General features: G+C 62.3%; 17 protein-coding genes. 10 read left to right on the forward strand and 7 right to left on the reverse strand.

The window, feature by feature from the left end; translation table 11 throughout:
• The first annotated feature begins 1 nt into the window (after position 1).
• The 7 genes from acsA (at position 2) to rloA3 (ending at position 7,143) form a co-directional block, all read left to right on the forward strand.
• Complete coding sequence (acsA, locus tag J7302_RS20350; protein WP_215378838.1) at positions 2 to 1,762, forward strand: acetate--CoA ligase; 1,761 nt, start codon at positions 2 to 4, stop codon at positions 1,760 to 1,762.
• Positions 1,759 to 2,748, forward strand: coding sequence for a pyruvate dehydrogenase (acetyl-transferring) E1 component subunit alpha (gene pdhA / locus J7302_RS20355; protein WP_215378840.1), 990 nt, complete (start codon positions 1,759 to 1,761; stop codon positions 2,746 to 2,748). The genes acsA and pdhA overlap by 4 nt, the downstream gene beginning before the upstream one ends.
• Positions 2,745 to 3,719, forward strand: coding sequence for an alpha-ketoacid dehydrogenase subunit beta (locus J7302_RS20360; RefSeq protein ID WP_215378842.1), 975 nt, complete (start codon positions 2,745 to 2,747; stop codon positions 3,717 to 3,719). The genes pdhA and J7302_RS20360 overlap by 4 nt, the downstream gene beginning before the upstream one ends.
• Before the next feature lie 36 nt (positions 3,720 to 3,755).
• Entirely contained in the window at positions 3,756 to 4,871 is a 1,116-nt protein-coding gene (locus J7302_RS20365; RefSeq protein WP_215378845.1) for a dihydrolipoamide acetyltransferase family protein, read from the forward strand.
• A 10-nt stretch (positions 4,872 to 4,881) separates the two neighbouring features.
• Positions 4,882 to 5,127, forward strand: coding sequence for an acyl carrier protein (locus tag J7302_RS20370; RefSeq protein WP_215378847.1), 246 nt, complete (start codon positions 4,882 to 4,884; stop codon positions 5,125 to 5,127).
• 131 nt (positions 5,128 to 5,258) lie between these two features.
• Positions 5,259 to 6,521 carry an MgtC/SapB family protein gene (locus J7302_RS20375; RefSeq protein ID WP_215378851.1) on the forward strand — a complete coding sequence of 421 codons (1,263 nt, stop codon included), beginning with the start codon at positions 5,259 to 5,261 and terminating at the stop codon, positions 6,519 to 6,521.
• A gap of 109 nt (positions 6,522 to 6,630) precedes the next feature.
• Positions 6,631 to 7,143: a retropepsin-like aspartic peptidase RloA3 gene (gene rloA3, locus J7302_RS20380; protein ID WP_215378853.1), complete on the forward strand. Its 513-nt coding sequence runs from the start codon at positions 6,631 to 6,633 to the stop codon at positions 7,141 to 7,143.
• Between the two features lie 70 nt (positions 7,144 to 7,213).
• On the opposite strand, the gene J7302_RS20385 is transcribed toward rloA3, so the two are convergent.
• The 3 genes from J7302_RS20385 to J7302_RS20395 form a co-directional block, all read right to left on the reverse strand.
• On the reverse strand, positions 7,214 to 7,780 hold the full coding sequence (locus J7302_RS20385) for a phosphoribosyltransferase family protein (protein ID WP_215378856.1): 567 nt from the start codon (positions 7,778 to 7,780) through the stop codon (positions 7,214 to 7,216).
• Between the two features lie 54 nt (positions 7,781 to 7,834).
• Positions 7,835 to 8,575, reverse strand: a complete 741-nt coding sequence (gene fnr / locus J7302_RS20390) for a fumarate/nitrate reduction transcriptional regulator Fnr (RefSeq protein WP_215378858.1) — start codon at positions 8,573 to 8,575, stop codon at positions 7,835 to 7,837.
• A gap of 106 nt (positions 8,576 to 8,681) precedes the next feature.
• The gene (locus J7302_RS20395) at positions 8,682 to 9,632 is read right to left on the reverse strand and encodes a ribose-phosphate diphosphokinase (protein ID WP_215378860.1); all 951 of its coding nucleotides are present in this window, start codon (positions 9,630 to 9,632) and stop codon (positions 8,682 to 8,684) included.
• Between the two features lie 190 nt (positions 9,633 to 9,822).
• Between J7302_RS20395 and J7302_RS20400 the strand changes: the two genes are divergently transcribed.
• Positions 9,823 to 10,719 carry a universal stress protein gene (locus tag J7302_RS20400; protein WP_215378862.1) on the forward strand — a complete coding sequence of 299 codons (897 nt, stop codon included), beginning with the start codon at positions 9,823 to 9,825 and terminating at the stop codon, positions 10,717 to 10,719.
• Positions 10,720 to 10,899: 180 nt separating this feature from the next.
• Here the strand turns inward: J7302_RS20400 and J7302_RS20405 are convergent, their stop codons facing one another.
• The 3 genes from J7302_RS20405 to ftsH form a co-directional block, all read right to left on the reverse strand.
• Positions 10,900 to 11,442 (reverse strand): Hsp20/alpha crystallin family protein, encoded by a 543-nt coding sequence (locus tag J7302_RS20405; RefSeq protein ID WP_215378864.1) that lies wholly within the window; start codon positions 11,440 to 11,442, stop codon positions 10,900 to 10,902.
• 170 nt (positions 11,443 to 11,612) lie between these two features.
• Positions 11,613 to 12,173, reverse strand: coding sequence for a GNAT family N-acetyltransferase (locus J7302_RS20410; protein WP_215378866.1), 561 nt, complete (start codon positions 12,171 to 12,173; stop codon positions 11,613 to 11,615).
• A 51-nt stretch (positions 12,174 to 12,224) separates the two neighbouring features.
• The gene (gene ftsH / locus J7302_RS20415; RefSeq protein WP_215378868.1) at positions 12,225 to 14,081 is read right to left on the reverse strand and encodes an ATP-dependent zinc metalloprotease FtsH; all 1,857 of its coding nucleotides are present in this window, start codon (positions 14,079 to 14,081) and stop codon (positions 12,225 to 12,227) included.
• 184 nt (positions 14,082 to 14,265) lie between these two features.
• Between ftsH and J7302_RS20420 the strand changes: the two genes are divergently transcribed.
• Positions 14,266 to 15,168 carry a universal stress protein gene (locus J7302_RS20420; RefSeq protein WP_215378871.1) on the forward strand — a complete coding sequence of 301 codons (903 nt, stop codon included), beginning with the start codon at positions 14,266 to 14,268 and terminating at the stop codon, positions 15,166 to 15,168.
• Positions 15,169 to 15,315: 147 nt separating this feature from the next.
• Here J7302_RS20420 and J7302_RS20425 read toward each other — a convergent pair whose 3' ends face one another.
• Positions 15,316 to 16,206: a GGDEF domain-containing protein gene (locus tag J7302_RS20425; protein WP_215378873.1), complete on the reverse strand. Its 891-nt coding sequence runs from the start codon at positions 16,204 to 16,206 to the stop codon at positions 15,316 to 15,318.
• Positions 16,207 to 16,326: 120 nt separating this feature from the next.
• On the opposite strand from J7302_RS20425, the gene J7302_RS20430 reads away from it, so the two are divergent.
• Positions 16,327 to 17,691: an MBL fold metallo-hydrolase RNA specificity domain-containing protein gene (locus tag J7302_RS20430; RefSeq protein ID WP_215378874.1), complete on the forward strand. Its 1,365-nt coding sequence runs from the start codon at positions 16,327 to 16,329 to the stop codon at positions 17,689 to 17,691.
• The last annotated feature ends 3 nt before the right edge of the window (positions 17,692 to 17,694 follow it).

Genomic DNA, 17,694 nt, shown 5'->3' on the forward strand with positions numbered 1-17,694 from the left:
CATGCGCTCAACCATGATCGAGAAAACCGCCAGCGACTTGCCAGTGAGTCCCAACTGGCTGGACAGCGCCCAGGCGCGGGCGGCGTTCTCCTGGGCAGCGGAGGCCCGCGAACTGGTTGGCCTGCCGGGAGGCGGGCTGAACCTGGCCTTCGAAGCCGTCGACCGCCATGCTCAGGGTCCGCGTCAGGACCGGATAGCCCTGCGGCTACTGGACCGTGATGGGCACAGCCGTGATATCAGCTACCGCGCGCTGGGCCTCCAGACCAATCGCTTCGCTCACTTGCTGCAGCGCCTTGGCGTCGCCAGCGGCGAGCGGTTGTTCGTGCTTTGCGAGCGCGGGCTGGAGCTCTACCTGGGCGTATTGGGGGGGCTGAAGCATGGATGCGTGGTCTCGCCGCTGTTTTCCGCGTTCGGACCGGAACCTATCGCCACCCGCATGCGCCTGGGTGAGGGCAGCATCCTGGTGACCAGCGAGGTGCTGTACCGCCGGAAAGTGGCCGACATTCGCGCCAGCTTGCCTTCGCTCAAGCACGTACTGCTGTTCGGCATTCCTGAAGGCGAGGCATTGCCTGATGGGACGCTGGACCTGCACGCGATGCTGGCCGACGCCGAGGACAGCTTCACGGTTGCCCCCACTACGGCCGAAAGCCCCTCGCTCCTGCATTTCACCAGTGGCACCACCGGCACCCCGAAAGGCGCACTGCACGTGCACGGCGCTGCCGTGACCCACTATGTCACCGGCAAATACGCGCTGGACCTGCATCCGGATGATATCTACTGGTGCAGTGCCGACCCAGGCTGGGTCACCGGTACCTCCTATGGCATCCTCGCGCCGCTGATGCTGGGGGTGACCTGCATCGTCGATTGCGCCGAGTTCGATGCCGAGCGCTGGTATCGAATCCTCGAACAGCAGCGGGTCAGCGTGTGGTACACCGCACCCACGGCCATTCGCCTGCTGATGAAGGCCGGCGCGGCGCTGGCCGCTGCGCATCACTTCCCGGCCCTGCGCTTCGTCGCCAGCGTCGGCGAGCCGCTGAACGCGGAAGCCGTCTGGTGGGGCAAGGAAGTGCTCGGTCACCCCATCCATGACAACTGGTGGCAGACAGAAACCGGCGGAATCATGATCGCCAACACGGCCGCCATGGCCATCAAGCCCGGCTCCATGGGCAAGCCGCTGCCGGGTGTCGAGGCGGCGATCGTCGATCACAGCGAGGAAGGCCGACTGACACTGCTGGGTAACGAGCAGGTGGGCGAGCTGGCGCTGAGAAAGCCCTGGCCGGCACTGTTCAGGGCTTACCTGGGGCAGGCGGAACGCTACCAGCGCTGCTTCGCCGGGGATTGGTACCTCAGCGGCGACTTGGCCCGCCGCGACAGCGATGGTTATTACTGGTTCGTCGGGCGCAGCGACGATGTGATCAAGTCTGCCGGTCACCTGATCGGCCCATTCGAAGTGGAGAGCGTGCTGATGGAGCTGCCGGCCGTTGCGGAGGTGGCGGTGATCGGCAAGCCGGACCCGCTGCTGGGCGAGACGGTGAAGGCCTTCGTTTCGCTCAAGGGTGGATACGCCGCGAGCCCGGCCCTGCACGACGAGCTGCTCGGCCATGCGCGCAAGCGACTGGGAGCAGCGGTGGCGCCCAAGGAGTTGGAGTTCGTTGCGAGTCTGCCGCATACCCGCAGCGGCAAACTGATGCGGCGCCTGCTCAAGGCCCGTGAGCTCGGCTTGCCGGAAGGCGATCTCTCGACGCTGGAGAATCCCTCATGAACACGCCAGACGTGCCGTACCCGGCAGAATTCGCCTTGCGTCTGTTGCGCGACATGTTGCGTATCCGCCGCCTGGAGGAACGCGCGGCGGAACTGTATGGGGAAAGCAAAATCCGTGGCTTTCTGCACCTGTATATCGGCGAGGAGGCGGTGGCGGCCGGCGCGCTGCATGCGCTGGCGATCGACGATGCGGTGGTGGCGACCTACCGCGAGCACGGCCACGCGCTGCTCAAGGGCGTGCCCATGACCGCGATCATGGCTGAGATGTTCGGCAAACAGGAGGGCTGCTCACGAGGGCGCGGCGGCTCGATGCACTTGTTCGACGCCCGCACACGCTTCTATGGAGGCAACGCCATCGTCGCCGGTGGCCTGCCGCTGACGGTGGGGCTGGCGCTGGCGGAGCGGATGCAAGGCGGCAACCGGGTCAGCGCCTGCTTCTTTGGCGAGGGTGCAATGGCCGAGGGCGCATTCGCCGAGTCGTTGAACCTGGCTGCCCTTTGGCAGCTACCTGTGCTGTTCTGCTGCGAAAACAACCTGTATGCGATGGGCACAGCATTGGCCCGCTCGCAATCCCAGCTCGACCTGTGCGCCAAGGCAGGGGCCTTCAAGGTCACCACTCGTGCTGTCGACGGCATGGACGTGGTGGCCGTGCACGAGGCCACGCGGGAGGCTGTGTCGGCGATACGGGCCGGGGGTGGACCCTACTTCCTGGAGTTTCAGACCTATCGCTTCCGCCCGCACTCGATGTTCGATCCCGAACTGTACCGTGACAAGGCCGAAGTGGAGAAATGGAAGGAGCGGGGGCCGATCCACACCTTCAGCGCACGGCTGAAGGCGCAGGGTCTGCTGGACGAGGCCGGTTTTCTGGTAATCGCCGACGAAGTGAACGAGGAGGTCGAGGCGGCGGTGGCCTACGCCGAGGCCGGCAGCCTGGAGCCTACGGCTGATCTCGCCCGCGATGTCTACACTCCGGAGGTGGCGCCATGAGCGAGCCGACCACCTACCGCGCGGCGATACGCGAGGCGCTGCGTGAAGCCCTGCAACGTGACCCGCGGGTGTTCCTGATGGGTGAAGACGTTGGCCGCTATGGCGGTACCTACGCGGTGACCAAGGGATTGCTGGATGAGTTCGGCCCGGAACGCATCCGAGATACGCCGTTGTCGGAACTGACGTTCGTGGGCGCTGGCATCGGTGCGGCGCTAGGCGGCATGCGCCCAATCGTGGAAGTGATGACGGTGAACTTCAGCCTGTTGGCACTGGACCCGCTGATGAATACGGCGGCGACCCTGCGGCATATGTCCGGCGGGCAGTTCTCCGTGCCGCTGGTGCTGCGCATGGCCACTGGTGCCGGCCGCCAACTGGCGGCCCAGCATTCGCACAGCCTCGAAGGTTGGTACGCGCACATCCCCGGCCTGAAGATTCTCGCTCCGGCCACCCTTGAGGACGCTCGCGGCATGTTCTGGCCGGCGCTTGAGGACCCGGACCCGGTGCTGATCTTCGAGCATGCTCAGCTTTACAACCTGGAAGGCCAGTTGAGCATCGCAGAGCCGGTGGATATCCGCTCGGCGCGAGTGCGCCGCGAGGGCCGCGACCTGACGCTGGTCGCCTACGGCGGCACCCTGGGCAAGTCGCTGGCAGCCGCCGAGCAACTTGCCGGCGAGGGGATAGACGCGGAAGTGATCGACCTTCGCGTGTTACGGCCTCTGGATGACGCGACGATCCTGGCTTCGGTGCGCAAGACCCGCCGCGCGCTGGTGGTCGACGAAGGCTGGCGCAGTGGGAGCCTGTCAGCGGAGATCATCACGCGCATCGTTGAACAAGGTTTTTTCGAACTGGATGCGCCGCCGGCAAGGGTCTGCAGCGCGGAAGTGCCGATTCCTTACGCCAAGCACCTGGAAGAGGCCGCGCTCCCGCAGGTGCCGGATATCGTAGCCGCAGCCCATGGCATTTGCGGGTAATGACTCCCAGGTCCGCTCTGGGCCAATGAGGTGCGGATGATCGAGTTCAAGCTGCCGTCGCTGGGCGCCGACATGGATCAAGGGACCTTGCTGGAGTGGCGGGTCAAGCCCGGCGACAAGGTCCAGCGCGGGCAGGTGGTCGCCGTGGTCGACACGGCCAAGGCGGCGGTGGATGTGGAGTGCTGGCAGGACGGCGAGGTGTTCCAGTTGCTGGTCGAACCGGGCAGCAAGGTGCCGGTGGGCACGGTGATCGCCACCTTGCTCGAGGCGGGGGAGTCCCCCGAAACCGCGCGGCGCCGGCCCGAGGCACCGCCAGTCGCAGCCGCTCCATTGCCGGCTGCCAGCCGGCCAAAGGTTTCCCCGGCTGCTCGGCGGCGTGCCGGGGAGCTTGGCATCGATCCCGAAACCCTGAGCGGCAGCGGTCCCCATGGCGTCGTTTCGCTGGAGGATGTGGAGCGGGCTGCGGCCGCCACTGCACCCGTTGATCGGGCGGCTGCCATGCGCCAGGCGATCGCTGCCTTGATGAGCCGTTCCAAGCGCGAGATTCCGCATTACTACCTGTCGGAAACCATTCCCCTTGGCGCAGCGTTGGCCTGGTTGCAGATGCACAACGCCGGGCTGCCGCCGGAAGAGCGCCTGTTGCCGACGGTGATGTTGCTCAAGGCCGTGGCCCTGGCGCTGCGTGAGCACCCCGAGTTCAACGGTCACTGGCGCGAGGGGGCCTTCAAACCGGTGACGGGCATTCACCTGGGGGTTGCCATCGCGCTGCGGCAGGGCGGTTTGGTCGCGCCCACGCTTCAGGACGTCGCTGACAAACCTCTTGCGCAGTTGATGACCGAGCTTGCCGACCTGGTGGTGCGCGCGCGTAACAGCTCACTGCGCAGCTCAGAGTTGGGCGAGGCAGGCTTGACCGTGACCCAGCTCGGCGAGCAAGGGGCAGATTCGGTGTTCGGGGTGGTCTACCCGCCCCAGGTATCGCTGGTGGGCTTTGGCCGAATCGCCGATCGACCCTGGGTGGAAGATGGAAACCTTTGCGTAATGCCGACGGTGATATCCAGCCTGGCGGCCGACCATCGGGCCAGCGATGGACATACCGGCGCCCGGTTCCTCGCTGAAATCAAACGACTGTTGCAGACACCTGAGCGGTTATGAGGAGCGCACCATGAATGACGCGACGATTCGCCAGCAGGTGCTGGATGCGCTGAAGAGCGTTGCACCCGAGATCGAACCGCAGCATCTGCGCTGTGATCGGCCATTGCGCGAGGAGGTGGACCTGGATTCGATGGACTGGCTGCGCTTTCTCGGCACTCTGCATCGATCGACCGGGGTGAACATTCCGGAAGCGGATTACCAGCAGCTCGATAGCGTGGATGCCCTGGTGGCGTATCTGCGCCCACGAATGGGCTGATGTCGGACGATCCAAGGGCACGTCGGCTGAACACGAGCGCAGCCAGGTACCCGCCATCCCGGGCAACCTGTCCAACGGGGAGTGGTGTCTATATTGAGAAGGCCCCTTATCGCCTGGTTTGACGACGCACGATGAAATACTTCGACTGGCTGCCCGCGGATGCCGCGCACATCGTCTTCGTGCTGTTCCTGTCCTTTCTCATCGGGCTGGAACGGGAAGAACGCAAAGCCAGCAATGAGCGCTTCGCTTTTGGGGGCGTGCGCACCTATCCGCTGATAGGCCTTCTTGGTTATGCCATAGCGGCGCTGTCGGGTGGCAACTTGCTGGCGCAGATGCTGGGATTTGCTGTGCTGGCCGGGTTCTTGATGATGGCCTACTGGCACAAGCTCACTTCGTCGGGCTATTCAGGGGTTACCTCGGAAATGTCCGGCTTGACCACCTACCTGATGGGGGCCCTGGTCTATCGCGAGATGTTCTGGCTGGCCACTGCACTGACCGTATCGAGCATTCTTCTGCTTGAACTCAAGGCGCAGTTGGAAAACCTGGCAAAGCGTATCGAGGCGACGGACATTCTCACGTTTGCCACGTTTCTGTTGCTTTCGGCCGTGATCCTGCCGCTGCTGCCCAACGAACAACTGACTCAGTTCCAGATCAACCCCTTCAAGACATGGCTCGTTGTGGTGGCGGTCAGCGCCGTTTCGTATGGCAGCTATGTGCTGCAGAGAGTGACCAAGGGTCAGGGTGGCTTGCTCCTGTCCGCGTTGGTCGGCGGTGCCTATTCGTCGACGGTGACGACCGTAGTCCTCGCTAGAAGATCAAGGCAGGATGAACAGGCTCACCTCTATTCCGGTGGCGTGCTGATTGCGTCAGGCGTTATGTATCTGCGCGTGGCAGTGTTATTGGCGCTGTTCAATCATGATTTGATGGATCTGCTGGCACTTCCCTTTGTCGCTCTGGGCTGTGTGGCGATGCTGATCGGTTGGCTCTGGTCCCGCAGGGGCGATGAAGGCACCGCCAGGGATATGGCTCCGTTCGAGCCGAAGAACCCACTCGAAATCAGTGCGGCACTGCTGTTCGCGCTGCTATTTGTGGGCATGCTGGTGGCGACGCAGTTAGTCAGTCGGCATCTCGGCGTGGCAGGTGTCTATACGCTTGCGACCCTGATGGGCGTTATCGATGTCGATCCCTTCATCATGGGCATGACTCAGTCTGCCTCGACCATCACGCCCTTGCCCGTGGCAGGGACGGCAATCATTGTTGCGGCGGCCAGCAACAACATGGTGAAGGGGATCTATGCGTTTGTGCTTTCTTCGCGGAAAGCGGGAATGGAGAGCATGTGTTTTCTATTCGGGCTGGCTGCCTGCGGTTTGCTCCTTCTCTTTTTCCTGAGGTGATATCAGCAGGCAACGAAATGTTCACGAGTACCTGACGGCGCCTTCACGTCACGGTGGGTAGGCTCGCGCTCATTTGGGGCAGTCCCTGCGATCGGTGAAGAGGTCACTCATGCAAAGTATCACTGCCATTATTGGGCGCAGCCTGGGGCTGCTGGTTGGCTGCCTGTTCGCGGTGGTCGCCCAGGCTCAGCCGCAGGTGGTCGGCTGGGTCGAAGAAGCCGTGCTGTTGCCGGAAAATGTCCAGGTCAAGGCCAAGATGGACACTGGGGCACTGACTTCGTCGCTGGATGCTAAGGAGATCGAGCGTTTCGAACGCAATGGCGAGAAGTGGGTACGGTTCAAAGTCGAGTTGACGGACAGCAAGACCGGGAACGATTTCGTCCGCGAATTCGAGCGGCCGGTGGTGCGCAATGTGAAGGTTCGTGGCGCCGGCGGTGTAGACCATCGCTCGGTGGTCGAGATGTCGATCTGCATCGGCAAGCAGCGCTATGACGAGCAGTTCTCCCTGCGCAACCGCAGCAAGATGCTCTACCCGGTCCTGATTGGTCGGCGAACGCTTGAGCACCTTGGCCTGGTGGATGTGTCGAGAACCTTTACCCTCAAGCCTCAATGCGGCCTATAGGTTCTTGATGGATGCGGTTTGCGCAAACGGCTGCACGCGCAATCGCCAGTCGGCTATCGGCGCGGTGGCTTCAGCGCGTTTGGCCGTGGCGCACCAGCTCGATGCGAAAGTCCGGTTCGTAGGGTGGCACATGGCATTCGACGATGTCGCCCGGTGCCACTTGCAATGAGATGCCGACAATATCGGCTCGGATCGGCTGCTTCTGTACGCAACGATCCACCAATACGGCGGTGTGGATCTGACGAGCGCCAAGGCTGGCCAGATACGCGCAGGTGCGCAGCAGAGAGTGGCCTTCGTAGAGCACATCGTCCACCACCAGCAGATGCATGCTGGCGAGGTCCATCGACGCCAGTTCTGGGTTCTCGGTCAGGGCCGTACCGGCATGGAGTAGGCTGAGGTCGTCGGCATAGCGCTTGACCTTGAGCGCATGGAGCGGCGGCCCATCCTGCCCGGTCAGCGCGGCCAGGTGCTGGCGAAGCATCCGCGCCAAGGGTTCGCCACGTCGCAGGATGCCGACCAGCATGCACTCATGCACTGGGAGCCGGGCGCTGACATTGTGCGCCATGGCGGCGATGATGGCGTCGAGCTCATCGGAGTCGTAAAGGCAGTACCTTTCTGGGGTGGTTGCAAGGGTCATGCAGCGATCCCGGGTGGCCGTCGGTTGGTGGTGCCGTGAGAGGGCTCCCGCCGGTCAGGCGGACAATCCGCCCAGGCGGTGCAAGGCTTGTGGGTCGAGGATATGGAGCTCCCGACCGGAACTGTCGATCAGGTTCTGCTCGCGGTAGCGGGTGAACAGGCGGCTGATGGTCTCTGTCGTCAGCCCCAGGTAGTTGCCGATCTCGCTGCGGCTCATCGGCAGAAAGAAGTTAACCGGTGAAAGTCCACGCTTGCTGTAGCGCGATGACAGGTTGAGCAGGAACGAGGCCAGGCGCTGCTCGGCGCTTTCCCGAGTGTGGCTGAGGTGTTCGTGTTCCGCCTGGATCTCGTGGCTCATGACCCGGAGCAATTGCTTTCTCAGGCTCGGGATCATTCCGGCGAGCTCTTCCAGCTGGTGGATCGGAATGGCGCATACCATCGAAGTTTCCAGGGCTTCGGCGTAACTGGGGTAGTGCTCGTAGCCAATGCCATCCAGGCCGATCAGCTCGCCTGGCAGGTGAAATCCGGTGATCTGCTCGGTTCCGTCCTTGTCCAGCAGGTAGCTCTTCAGCGCCCCCGAGCGCAGTGCGTAGACATGCTGCATGGGCTCGCCCGCCCTGAAGAGGTGCTCATGCTTTTGTAATGGGCGATTGCGCTTGATGATGCTTTCAAGCTGGGAGACTTCCCCCTCGTCCAGGCTTTCGGGCAGGCAGAAACGACTCAACGCACAGTCGTGGCACTGGATATGAGACTTCACAGGGGAGCGAGGCAGAATGCCTTGATCGTCTGTGGACATGAGCAGCGTGACCTCAAGCCGATTTGTGATTCAAGTCTAGGTCGCCAGCAGGCGACACGGACAGTGTTCCGTCGGATTACGTACAACATTGAACGGTAGTTGCGATTTAGTAGCTTTGCACGAGACGTGCGGCTACCAAGGCACTGGTACCAAGAATCTCCAGACGCTGTGCTGCCACCTCCGGGGCAAGGCGAAATGGCGGCACGCTGTCGCATATCACGATGCGTTCGAACAATGGGCTGTCGAGCAGGGCGCTGCCGCCCGTGAACAGGCCATGGGCAGCGGCGGCGAACAAACGGATGGCGCCAGCTTTCTGACAGGCCTTGCCCGCTTGCAGCAAGGTGGAACCGGTGCTGATCAGATCGTCGACGATGATCGCCGTCTTGCCTCGAACCGAGCCGAGCAGTCCGCCACCGGTTACTACGTCGTTGTTGCGGTGCTTCTCGACGCAGGCGCTGGCTACCGGGCGTCCAAGGCGTTGCTCCAGCCGTGAGCGAAATCGTTCGGCCCGCTTGATTCCACCCATATCGGGCGAAACAGCCACCAGTTCGGTGCCATCCGCCAGGCCGGCGAAGTGTTCGGCGAAGAGTTCGGTGCTGTCCAAATGTTGGGTGGGGATGCGAAAGGCGTTATCGAAGGCGGCGGCATCGTGTACTTCCAGCGTCATCAGACGATCGACCCCGGTGGCTTCCAGCAACATGGCGACATAGCGGTTGATCACCGCGTCCTGGCGGTGGGTCCGGCGCTCCTTGCGCGTGTAGCAGAGGTATGGGGCGACCACCTGGACCTGGCTGGCGCCGGCATCCTTCAGGGCGCAGCAGAAGAACATCAGCCGGCAGAGTTTGTCATTGGCGCTCAATTCGGCATCGCTGTGCAAGGAGGCGAACAGCACCACGCGGCGACCATCGACTTCATCCACTGGCCAGGACTTGTGCTCACCATCCTCATAGACACGTTCCTCTACAGCTGCCAGCGGCAGGCCCAGCCTGGCGGCGACGAGGGCTGCATAGGCCTGGTTGTCATGCAGGGCGAACAGCAGGGGACTATTGGTGGCCATGGGCTGATCCTCGAGATGCCTTGCTGTTGAGCATCGCCCTTATCGGTAGACCGTCAAGCGCCAGAGCGACGGCAACCGGGGCTGCCCTTGATGAACATCAAAGAGCTGGTCGGGCCTCACGCGCAGTCTGGACAAAAATCGGTGCCATTCTTGTCAGTAGCACCGGCAAGCCTGAACCGGGAGGTGCGTCATGAGCCAGTATCGTTGCCTTTACCTGATCGCAGAACCTTCACTTCAGAGTGCGGCCGCGCTGCAACGGGCCACGGCGCTGGCACAAGCCAGCGGCGCGGCATTGCACATCCTGACGTTCTTCGAGCCAACCACCTCCATGCGACGCCTGGACCAGGTCGATCAGGCACTGCTCCGCGAGAGCGCCTTGCAGCAGTGCCGCCATTGGGTGGAGGACCAGGCCGCGCAGGTTCGCGCCAAGGGTATCCAGGTGTTTGCCGAGGCGATCTGCACGGATGACCCGCTCGAAGAAATCCTGATCCAGATAGCCGAGCAGAAGCCGGACATGGTGATCAAGGGGGCGCAGACGGAGTCGGAGCTGCTTCGAACCTTCGTTACGCCCCTGGATTGGTACCTTCTCAGCGAGTGCCCGGTGCCTGTGCATCTGGTGGGCGCGATCATCCACCCGCTACCTCGCAAGGTCATCGCAGCGGTAGATGTCAGCAACACGGAGGAGCAGGTGCCGGGCCTCAACCAGAGGATCATCCAGGCCGCTAATGGCCTGGCTCTGCAATGCAATGCCGATTTGCATCTGCTTTATGTCTGCGACCTTGGCTCGGCCCATCTGGCGGATGCGTTGGCACTGGCCTGGGAAACGGATTTCACCGAGGACCAGCGGGCGGCATTGTGGAGCGCGTTCACAGCCATGGCCGAGCGTTTCAGCGTGCCCGTGGAACGTCGGCATTTCGTCGTCGGGCGGACGATCAGTTCGATCGCCGATTTCGCTGTTCAGAGCCGGGCAGATGTGATCGTCATGGGCCGGGTTCAACGACATGGCCTGGAGAAAATGCTCGGCAGCACCGCGGAACATCTGCTGCAGCGTGTTCCGTGCAGCATCCTCGCCGTGGAGGCGGTTTAGTTGGAGTCGGGACGGCGAGGGTTCGGTGCACCATTCGCACCAACCAGATGGCCCAGAGATTGTTATCAGGGTTCGCGGCAAGCACACCCTGCCGCCTGTTTTCTCGACGGGCGTGAGTGGCACACGGTACGAAGAAGATCGAGCGCGACCGACAGGGTCGCGCTCAGCACATCAGACGCCTTAGCTGGGCTTGACCGGGATGACTTTCTCCGGCTGTATCGCTTCCGGGCGTTTTGGTAGCGAGATCGTCAGCACACCCTTGGTGAAACTGGCTTCGATCTGGTCAGAGTCCACCCCTTTGGGCAGGCTGAACATGCGCTCGAAGGACCCGTAATGGCGTTCCGAGAGGTAATAGCCCTTCTGCTTTTCCTCCTTCTCTTCTTTCTTTTCGCCTTTGATGATCAGGTTGCCATTGGCCAGTCGGATCTCGATGTCTTTCTCGTCCATTCCCGGCAGTTCGGCTGTGATCTCGAAGGATTTCTCCTTCTCCGAGATGTCCACTGCCGGTACTCCATGGCCAATCATCGGACGGCGCCAGAACGGCTCTACATCGAAGGCGCTGCGACCGAATGGAAAGTGCAGGGAGCCACGACCAAAGTCTTCGAACAGGCGATCCACCTGTTGGCGGAGGTTGTCCAGTGGGCGCCAAGGGTCCTGCACTGCCGGGGTTTTAGTGACCGGTTCCTGGGTTTCTACGGGGACTTTCTTTTCGGGTTCGGCCATCTTCAGTTCCTCCATTCAAATGGTGGTACGGATAGGGCAACAATGATTCTGAGACCCGCATTGCCTATTCACTTTGATCTCGATCAAGTCCGGCGCCCGGGTAGCAAAGTGCTCGAAATTGTTGGGCCCCCGCTGGGACTGGTCATCGGGATACTGCCGCCTTCAGTGCGCTAAAGCTGCAATGTGTGGATCACCTGGGTCGAATCCTCGGGGTCGCGCTGACGCTCGAATCCCAGGTAGCTGGCCAGGTCCTGCAAAGGTCTGTTGGCGGCAGAATCGATGGAGTACATCTGCTTGAAGCCATTTTTGCGCGCGGCATCGATGAGATGGCGCATCAGGGCAACGCCCAGACCGCGATGCTGCCAGGCGTCGGCGACCGTCACTGCGCATTCGCAGCGGTCCTTCTCGCCGCTGGCGGTATAGCGGCTGATGCCGACTTCGACCAGTTCGCCGTCCTGGTGGGCCAGAGCGACCAACGCCAAGCTGTTGCGGTAATCGACTTCCATCAGTCGGTCGAGCAGTTCGGGGCTGACTTCCTTGATCGTGCCCAGGAAGCGGAAGTGCCTTGCCTCCGGGGAAAGCCGTTCGATGAAGTCGATTTCCCGATCGCGGTCGTCGGGTTGCAAGGGGCGGATCAGCACGTGGCTGCCGTCCTGGAGTGTCTCGATCCAGTGGCCTTCACCTACAAAAGGGGTCAACTCACTGATGTCAGGGGTTGGAAATGTGGGCATGGTGGGTACTCCAATCAACTGAATGGGGCCTACTGTGCGAATTGCACGGAATCAACGTGGGCCACCCGGCACAACGCCAAGCAGCGGGGTATGTGGGCTGGGCGAGTCCAGGGCGCGGGCCAGGGGAGGGAAGTCGGCGGGTGTCAGGGTTTCCTTTTCCTGAAGCAAGCGAGCGCCCTGGTCGAGGTCGGCCCGGTGCTCGGTCAACAGGGTCTTGGCACGGGCGTAGGCCTCGTCAAGCAATTTGCGGACGCACAGGTCCACTTCGCGCGCAGTCTGTTCCGAGTAATCCTTTTCGCGCAGCATCGGCAGGTGTTCGCCCAGGTAGGCACCGGACTGCTTTTCCAGCACCGCCTGGCCCAGCTCTTCGCTCATGCCGAAGCGCGTGACCAACTGACGGGCGATATCGGTAGCCTTGGCCAGGTCGTCGGCCGCCCCGGTGGAAACTTCACCGAATGCCAGGGACTCCGCAGCGCGACCGGCCAGGAGCACGACGATACGGTCCTTGAGTTCCTGGGCGCCGATCAGGAAACGGTCCTCGGTCGGCCGTTGCAGCGTGTAGCCCAGGGCACCAAAGGCACGGGGGATGATGGATACCTTGTGCACCGGGTCCATTCCCGGCAGGGAAACCGCTGCCAGCGCATGGCCCATTTCGTGGTAGGCCACCACACGGCGATCGTTCGGTTGAAGCAACCGGCTCTTGCGTTCGATACCCGCGACGATGCGTTCGACGGCCACGGTGAAATCGTTCAAACGGACTGCCTCGTCACCTCGGCGCGTGGCCACCAGCGCCGCTTCATTGACGAGGTTGGCCAGGTCAGCCCCGGTAAACCCGGTTGTAATTGCGGCGATCTGGTCGCAATCGACATCGCTGCCGGCGCGGATCTGCTTGAGGTGGACCTTGAGGATCGCTGCACGACCCCGGCGGTCCGGGCGGTCGATCAGGATTTGCCGGTCGAACCGACCCGAGCGCAGCAGGGCAGGGTCCAGCACCTCGGGCCGGTTGGTGGCGGCCAGCAGCACCACTCCCTCGCGCGGGTCGAAACCATCCAGCTCGGCAAGCAGTTGGTTGAGGGTCTGTTCCTTTTCGTCGTTGCCACCGAAGGAGCCTACACCGCGCATTTTCCCCAGGGCATCCAGTTCGTCGATGAAAATGATGCATGGAGCCGCCTTGCGCGCCTGCTCGAACAGATCGCGAACCCGCGCGGCGCCAACGCCGACGAAGAGCTCGACGAACTCCGATCCGGAGATGGAGAAGAAGGGCACGCCTGCCTCGCCGGCTACGGCCTTGGCTACCAGGGTCTTGCCGGTGCCCGGCGGGCCGACCAGCAGGATGCCCTTGGGCACCCGCGCGCCCAGCCGGCTGTACTGCGGCTGGTCCTTGAGGAATGACACCACTTCTTCCAGCTCTGCCTTGGCTTCGTCTATGCCGGCTACATCATCGAAGGTGACGCCCGTGTCCCGTTGCACGAATACCTTGGCGCGAGAGCGGCCGACATTGACCAGTCCGCCGAATCCCTGCTTTTCGGCCAGCCCACGGAAGAGGAAGCTCCACAGCGCGAAGATCATGATGAACGGCAGGATCCAGCCCACCAGGGTGGTGACCAGCGTGTTTTCACGTACCCCTGTGAAGCGCACATCGGCGCGGGCGAGTTCATCGGCCAGGGCCGGTTCGACCCGGTTGGTGGTGAAGTGGCTGCGACCGTTGATCGGCTCCTTCAGGGTGCCGCTGATGCGTTGATCTTCGATTTTCAGCTCGGCGAGCTTGTTCTGCTGTAACAGGCTCAGGAATTCGCTGTAGGGGATGGTTTCGACCGCGCGCTGTTCCGTCCACCAACTCTGCAGCAGCATCAGGGCGCTGAAGGTGACGATGAAGTACCAGATGTTCCACTGGTGCTGCTTCTCCATGATGCGTGCTCCTGCCGCAGTCGAAGAAAGAGCGGCCGCAAGCGACCGCCCTCTGCAGTTTGAGCGCCTCTTCACGAACAAATTTGATGCATATCAAGTCGCAGGAATATGACCGGGTCCAGTCTGTTTCGGAGTGCTGTTGCCACTTGGTGCAGTGCGTTGTCAGGCAATCCAGAGGTGCGACATGAGCCCGATGCAAAGACTTTTGCTGATCGCCCATCCCGACCAGCGCCATTCTCCCGCCCTGCAACGCGCGGTCGCGCTGGCCTTGGCGAGCGATGCGCCACTTCACGTGGTGGCGTTCGTGGAGCCATTCGCGACCTTCGGCTTGCTGGATCGCAAGGTCCAGGAGCAGACCCGCGAGAGCCTGTTGCTGGAGCAGCGTCAATGGTGGGAAGAAGAGGCCAAGACACTGCGCGGGCGGGGTGTGAAGATCACGACTTCGGTGGTCTGGACGACCGATAGGCATAGGGAGACGATTCGCCAGATCCTGGAGATGCAGCCGGACCTGGTGGTCAAGGACATCCAGCGCGAGCCGGCGCTCAAACGCGCCTTCGTCACGCCGCTGGACTGGTACCTGCTACGTGAATGCCCGGTTCCGATACACCTGGTAGCGGACGCCCGGCATCCGCTGCCGCACAAGATCGTCGCTGCAGTCGACCCGATGGACCCGGACACCCAGATCAGTGGCGTGAACGAAAAGATCATCTCGGCTGCCACTGGCTTGGCCCTGCAATCCAACGCGGAACTGCACCTGCTGTACATCTATGACTGCCTGCCAGCGTACATGGCCAACAGTGGCGAGGGCGGCGTTTCCTGGTCCGACCTGGCTGAAGAATTGCGCATTGCGTTGCACCAGTCGTTCGTCAGTCTGGCCGACCGCTTCGGTGTCCCGCAGGAGCGTCGCCACTTCCTGATGGGCTCACCGATTCGCGGAATCGCCGACTTCGTAACGGAGCAGGCGGCGGATGTCGTGGTGATGGGCCGCGTCCACCACAAGGCGATCGATAAACTGATTGGAAGCACCACCGAGCACACGCTCTACCAGGTGCCCAGCAGCATCCTGGCTGTTCGGGCCGACAAGTAATTGCTTCAGGGGCTGGGTGAGGTGAGAGGTCAGGGCGGGCTTCAGCCCACCCTATGTGGATCCTGGCCATAAATCGGTAGCAAAAGCGAAGCCCACCCGACTGGCAGTCGGGAAAGGGCGGAGGAAGGGGCGCGGTGCACGACCCCATTATCCCTGTGCACTGAACTGGTACGCGCCACCCCCGACGGCCTTGGCCCGATACATCGCGGCATCCGCCCGGTCCAGCAGGACGTCCGCGGTCAGGCCGTCGTCCGGGTAGAGGCTGATGCCGATGCTGATATGGGTTTGCACGAGCTGCTCGTTCAGCATGAATGGTCGGTCGATGCTGGCAACCAACTGGCTTGCCATGGACTCCAGCACCTCCGTCTGGTCCAGGTTGGTGACGAGAATCGCGAACTCGTCGCCACTGAGCCGTGCCACGATGTCGGTCTTGCGCACGGAGCGCTCCAGGCGTTCGGCCACGGCCATCAGGAGCTTGTCGCCAATCGCGTGGCTAAGCCGGTCGTTGACCTGTTTGAACTGATCGAGGTCAAGGAACATCAGCCCCAGCATCTGTTCGTGCTGCGCAGCATGCTTGATGGCCTGCTGCGCCAGATCGAGGAACAGCATGCGGTTGGCCAGGCCGGTCAGCCCATCGTGATACGCCAGTTGGCGCATCTGGGCGCGCTCCTGGTCCTCCATGGTCAGGCAGTGCTGGATGGCGACGAAGTGAGTGATGCAACCGGTGTCATCGAACAGTGGGGTGATGACCTGGTTGACCGTGTAGCAGCAGCCGTCCTTGCGCCGTTCGATCAGCTCACCTTGCCAGGCCTGGCCGGCAAGGATGGTCTGCCAGAGATCTTGGTAGGAGGTCATTTCCTGCCGTCCGGAATGGAGCATGTGCGGGGTCTGCCCGACCAGTTCGTCGTGCGTGTAGCCGCTCTGCCGGCAGAGGGCTGCGTTGACCCAGACGATGCAGCCTGAGCGGTCGGTGATCAGTATGGCGTTCGTTGTGGCTTCCAATGCCTTCACCAACAGCTGTTGGTCTTGTTCGATCATTGGAGCCTCCGCCTTTGATCGGAGATATCACGTTGATATCGTCACGATAGTCCGGTGGTCTGCTAAACCCTTTGATCAGGATCAAGCGGTTTTTGGGCATAGGCTCTACAGGAGAGTTCGATGCGACTGACGTTTCTTGGTGCGGCTGGCACCGTGACGGGAAGCAAATACCTGGTGGAGCATGAGCACAAGCGTGTGCTGGTCGATTGCGGATTGTTCCAGGGTTACAAGCAACTACGCCTGCGCAACTGGGACCACTTTCCGCTGCCGATCGAAGATCTGGACGCCATCGTCCTGACCCACGCCCACCTCGACCACAGCGGTTACCTGCCGGTGTTAGTGCGCGATGGTTATCGCGGGCCGGTCTATGCGACGCCGGCTACCTGCGAGCTGGCGCGAATCCTCCTACTGGATAGCGGCCGACTCCAGGAGGAAGAGGCCGAATATGCCAACCGGCGGGGCTATTCAAAGCACCATCCGGCGAAGCCGCTGTATACCGAAGCGGACGCAGAGCGAGCCTTGAAGCTGTTCCATCCCATTGCCTTGCACCACCCGCAAAACATTCTGCCCGGCATCCGTCTGCTACTGCGCACGGCTGGGCATATTCTGGGTGCCGCGACCGTGGAGCTGGAGGTGGGCGGCGTCAAGCTGGTGTGTTCCGGGGATCTGGGGCGGATGCACGACCCGGTCATGAAGGAGCCTGAACTGATCGACGAGACCGACTACCTGTTGGTGGAGTCGACTTATGGCGATCGCAAGCACTCACCCGAGCCGGTGGAAAAACAACTTGCGGATGTGATCAACCGAACCGCCATGCGCCAGGGCATTACCCTGGTGCCGTCCTTTGCGGTGGGACGCGCGCAGCTGCTGATGTACTACCTGTATCGCCTCAAGGAGGAGAAACTCATCCCCGACATTCCGATCTTCCTCAACAGCCCGATGGCGACCGATGCCACAGCGCTCTATCACCGGTTTCGCAGCGAGCACCGGCTTACGGCGGAGGAATGCGAAGGGACCTGCAAGGTGGCCCACATTGTGCGTTCGGTCGATGAATCCAAGCTATTGGACGAATTTCGCAGACCGGCGGTGATCATTGCGGCGAGCGGCATGGCGACTGGCGGCCGGGTGCTGTATCACCTCAAGACTCTTGCACCGAACCCGCATAATACGTTGCTGTTCTCCGGGTTCCAGGCTGGAGGCACGCGAGGCTCGCTGATCGTCAGTGGTGCCGAAACCGTGCGCATGCATGGCCAGGAAGTGCCGATCCGGGCCGAGGTCGTGCAAATGGAGAACCTCTCCGCCCATGCCGATGCGGATGAAATCATGGAGTGGCTGCGGGGCTTCAAGCGTCCACCCAAGCACACCTACGTGGTGCATGGTGAGCCGATGGCGGCGGATGTCCTGCGGCGGCGCATCAGTGTCGAGCTGGGCTGGTCGGTTTCGGTGCCGGAGCACCGAGACCGGGTAGAGATGAAGAAAGAGTGAGCG

The organism is Metapseudomonas boanensis (assembly GCF_018704125.1).
Taxonomy (GTDB): Bacteria; Pseudomonadota; Gammaproteobacteria; order Pseudomonadales; family Pseudomonadaceae; genus Metapseudomonas; species Metapseudomonas boanensis.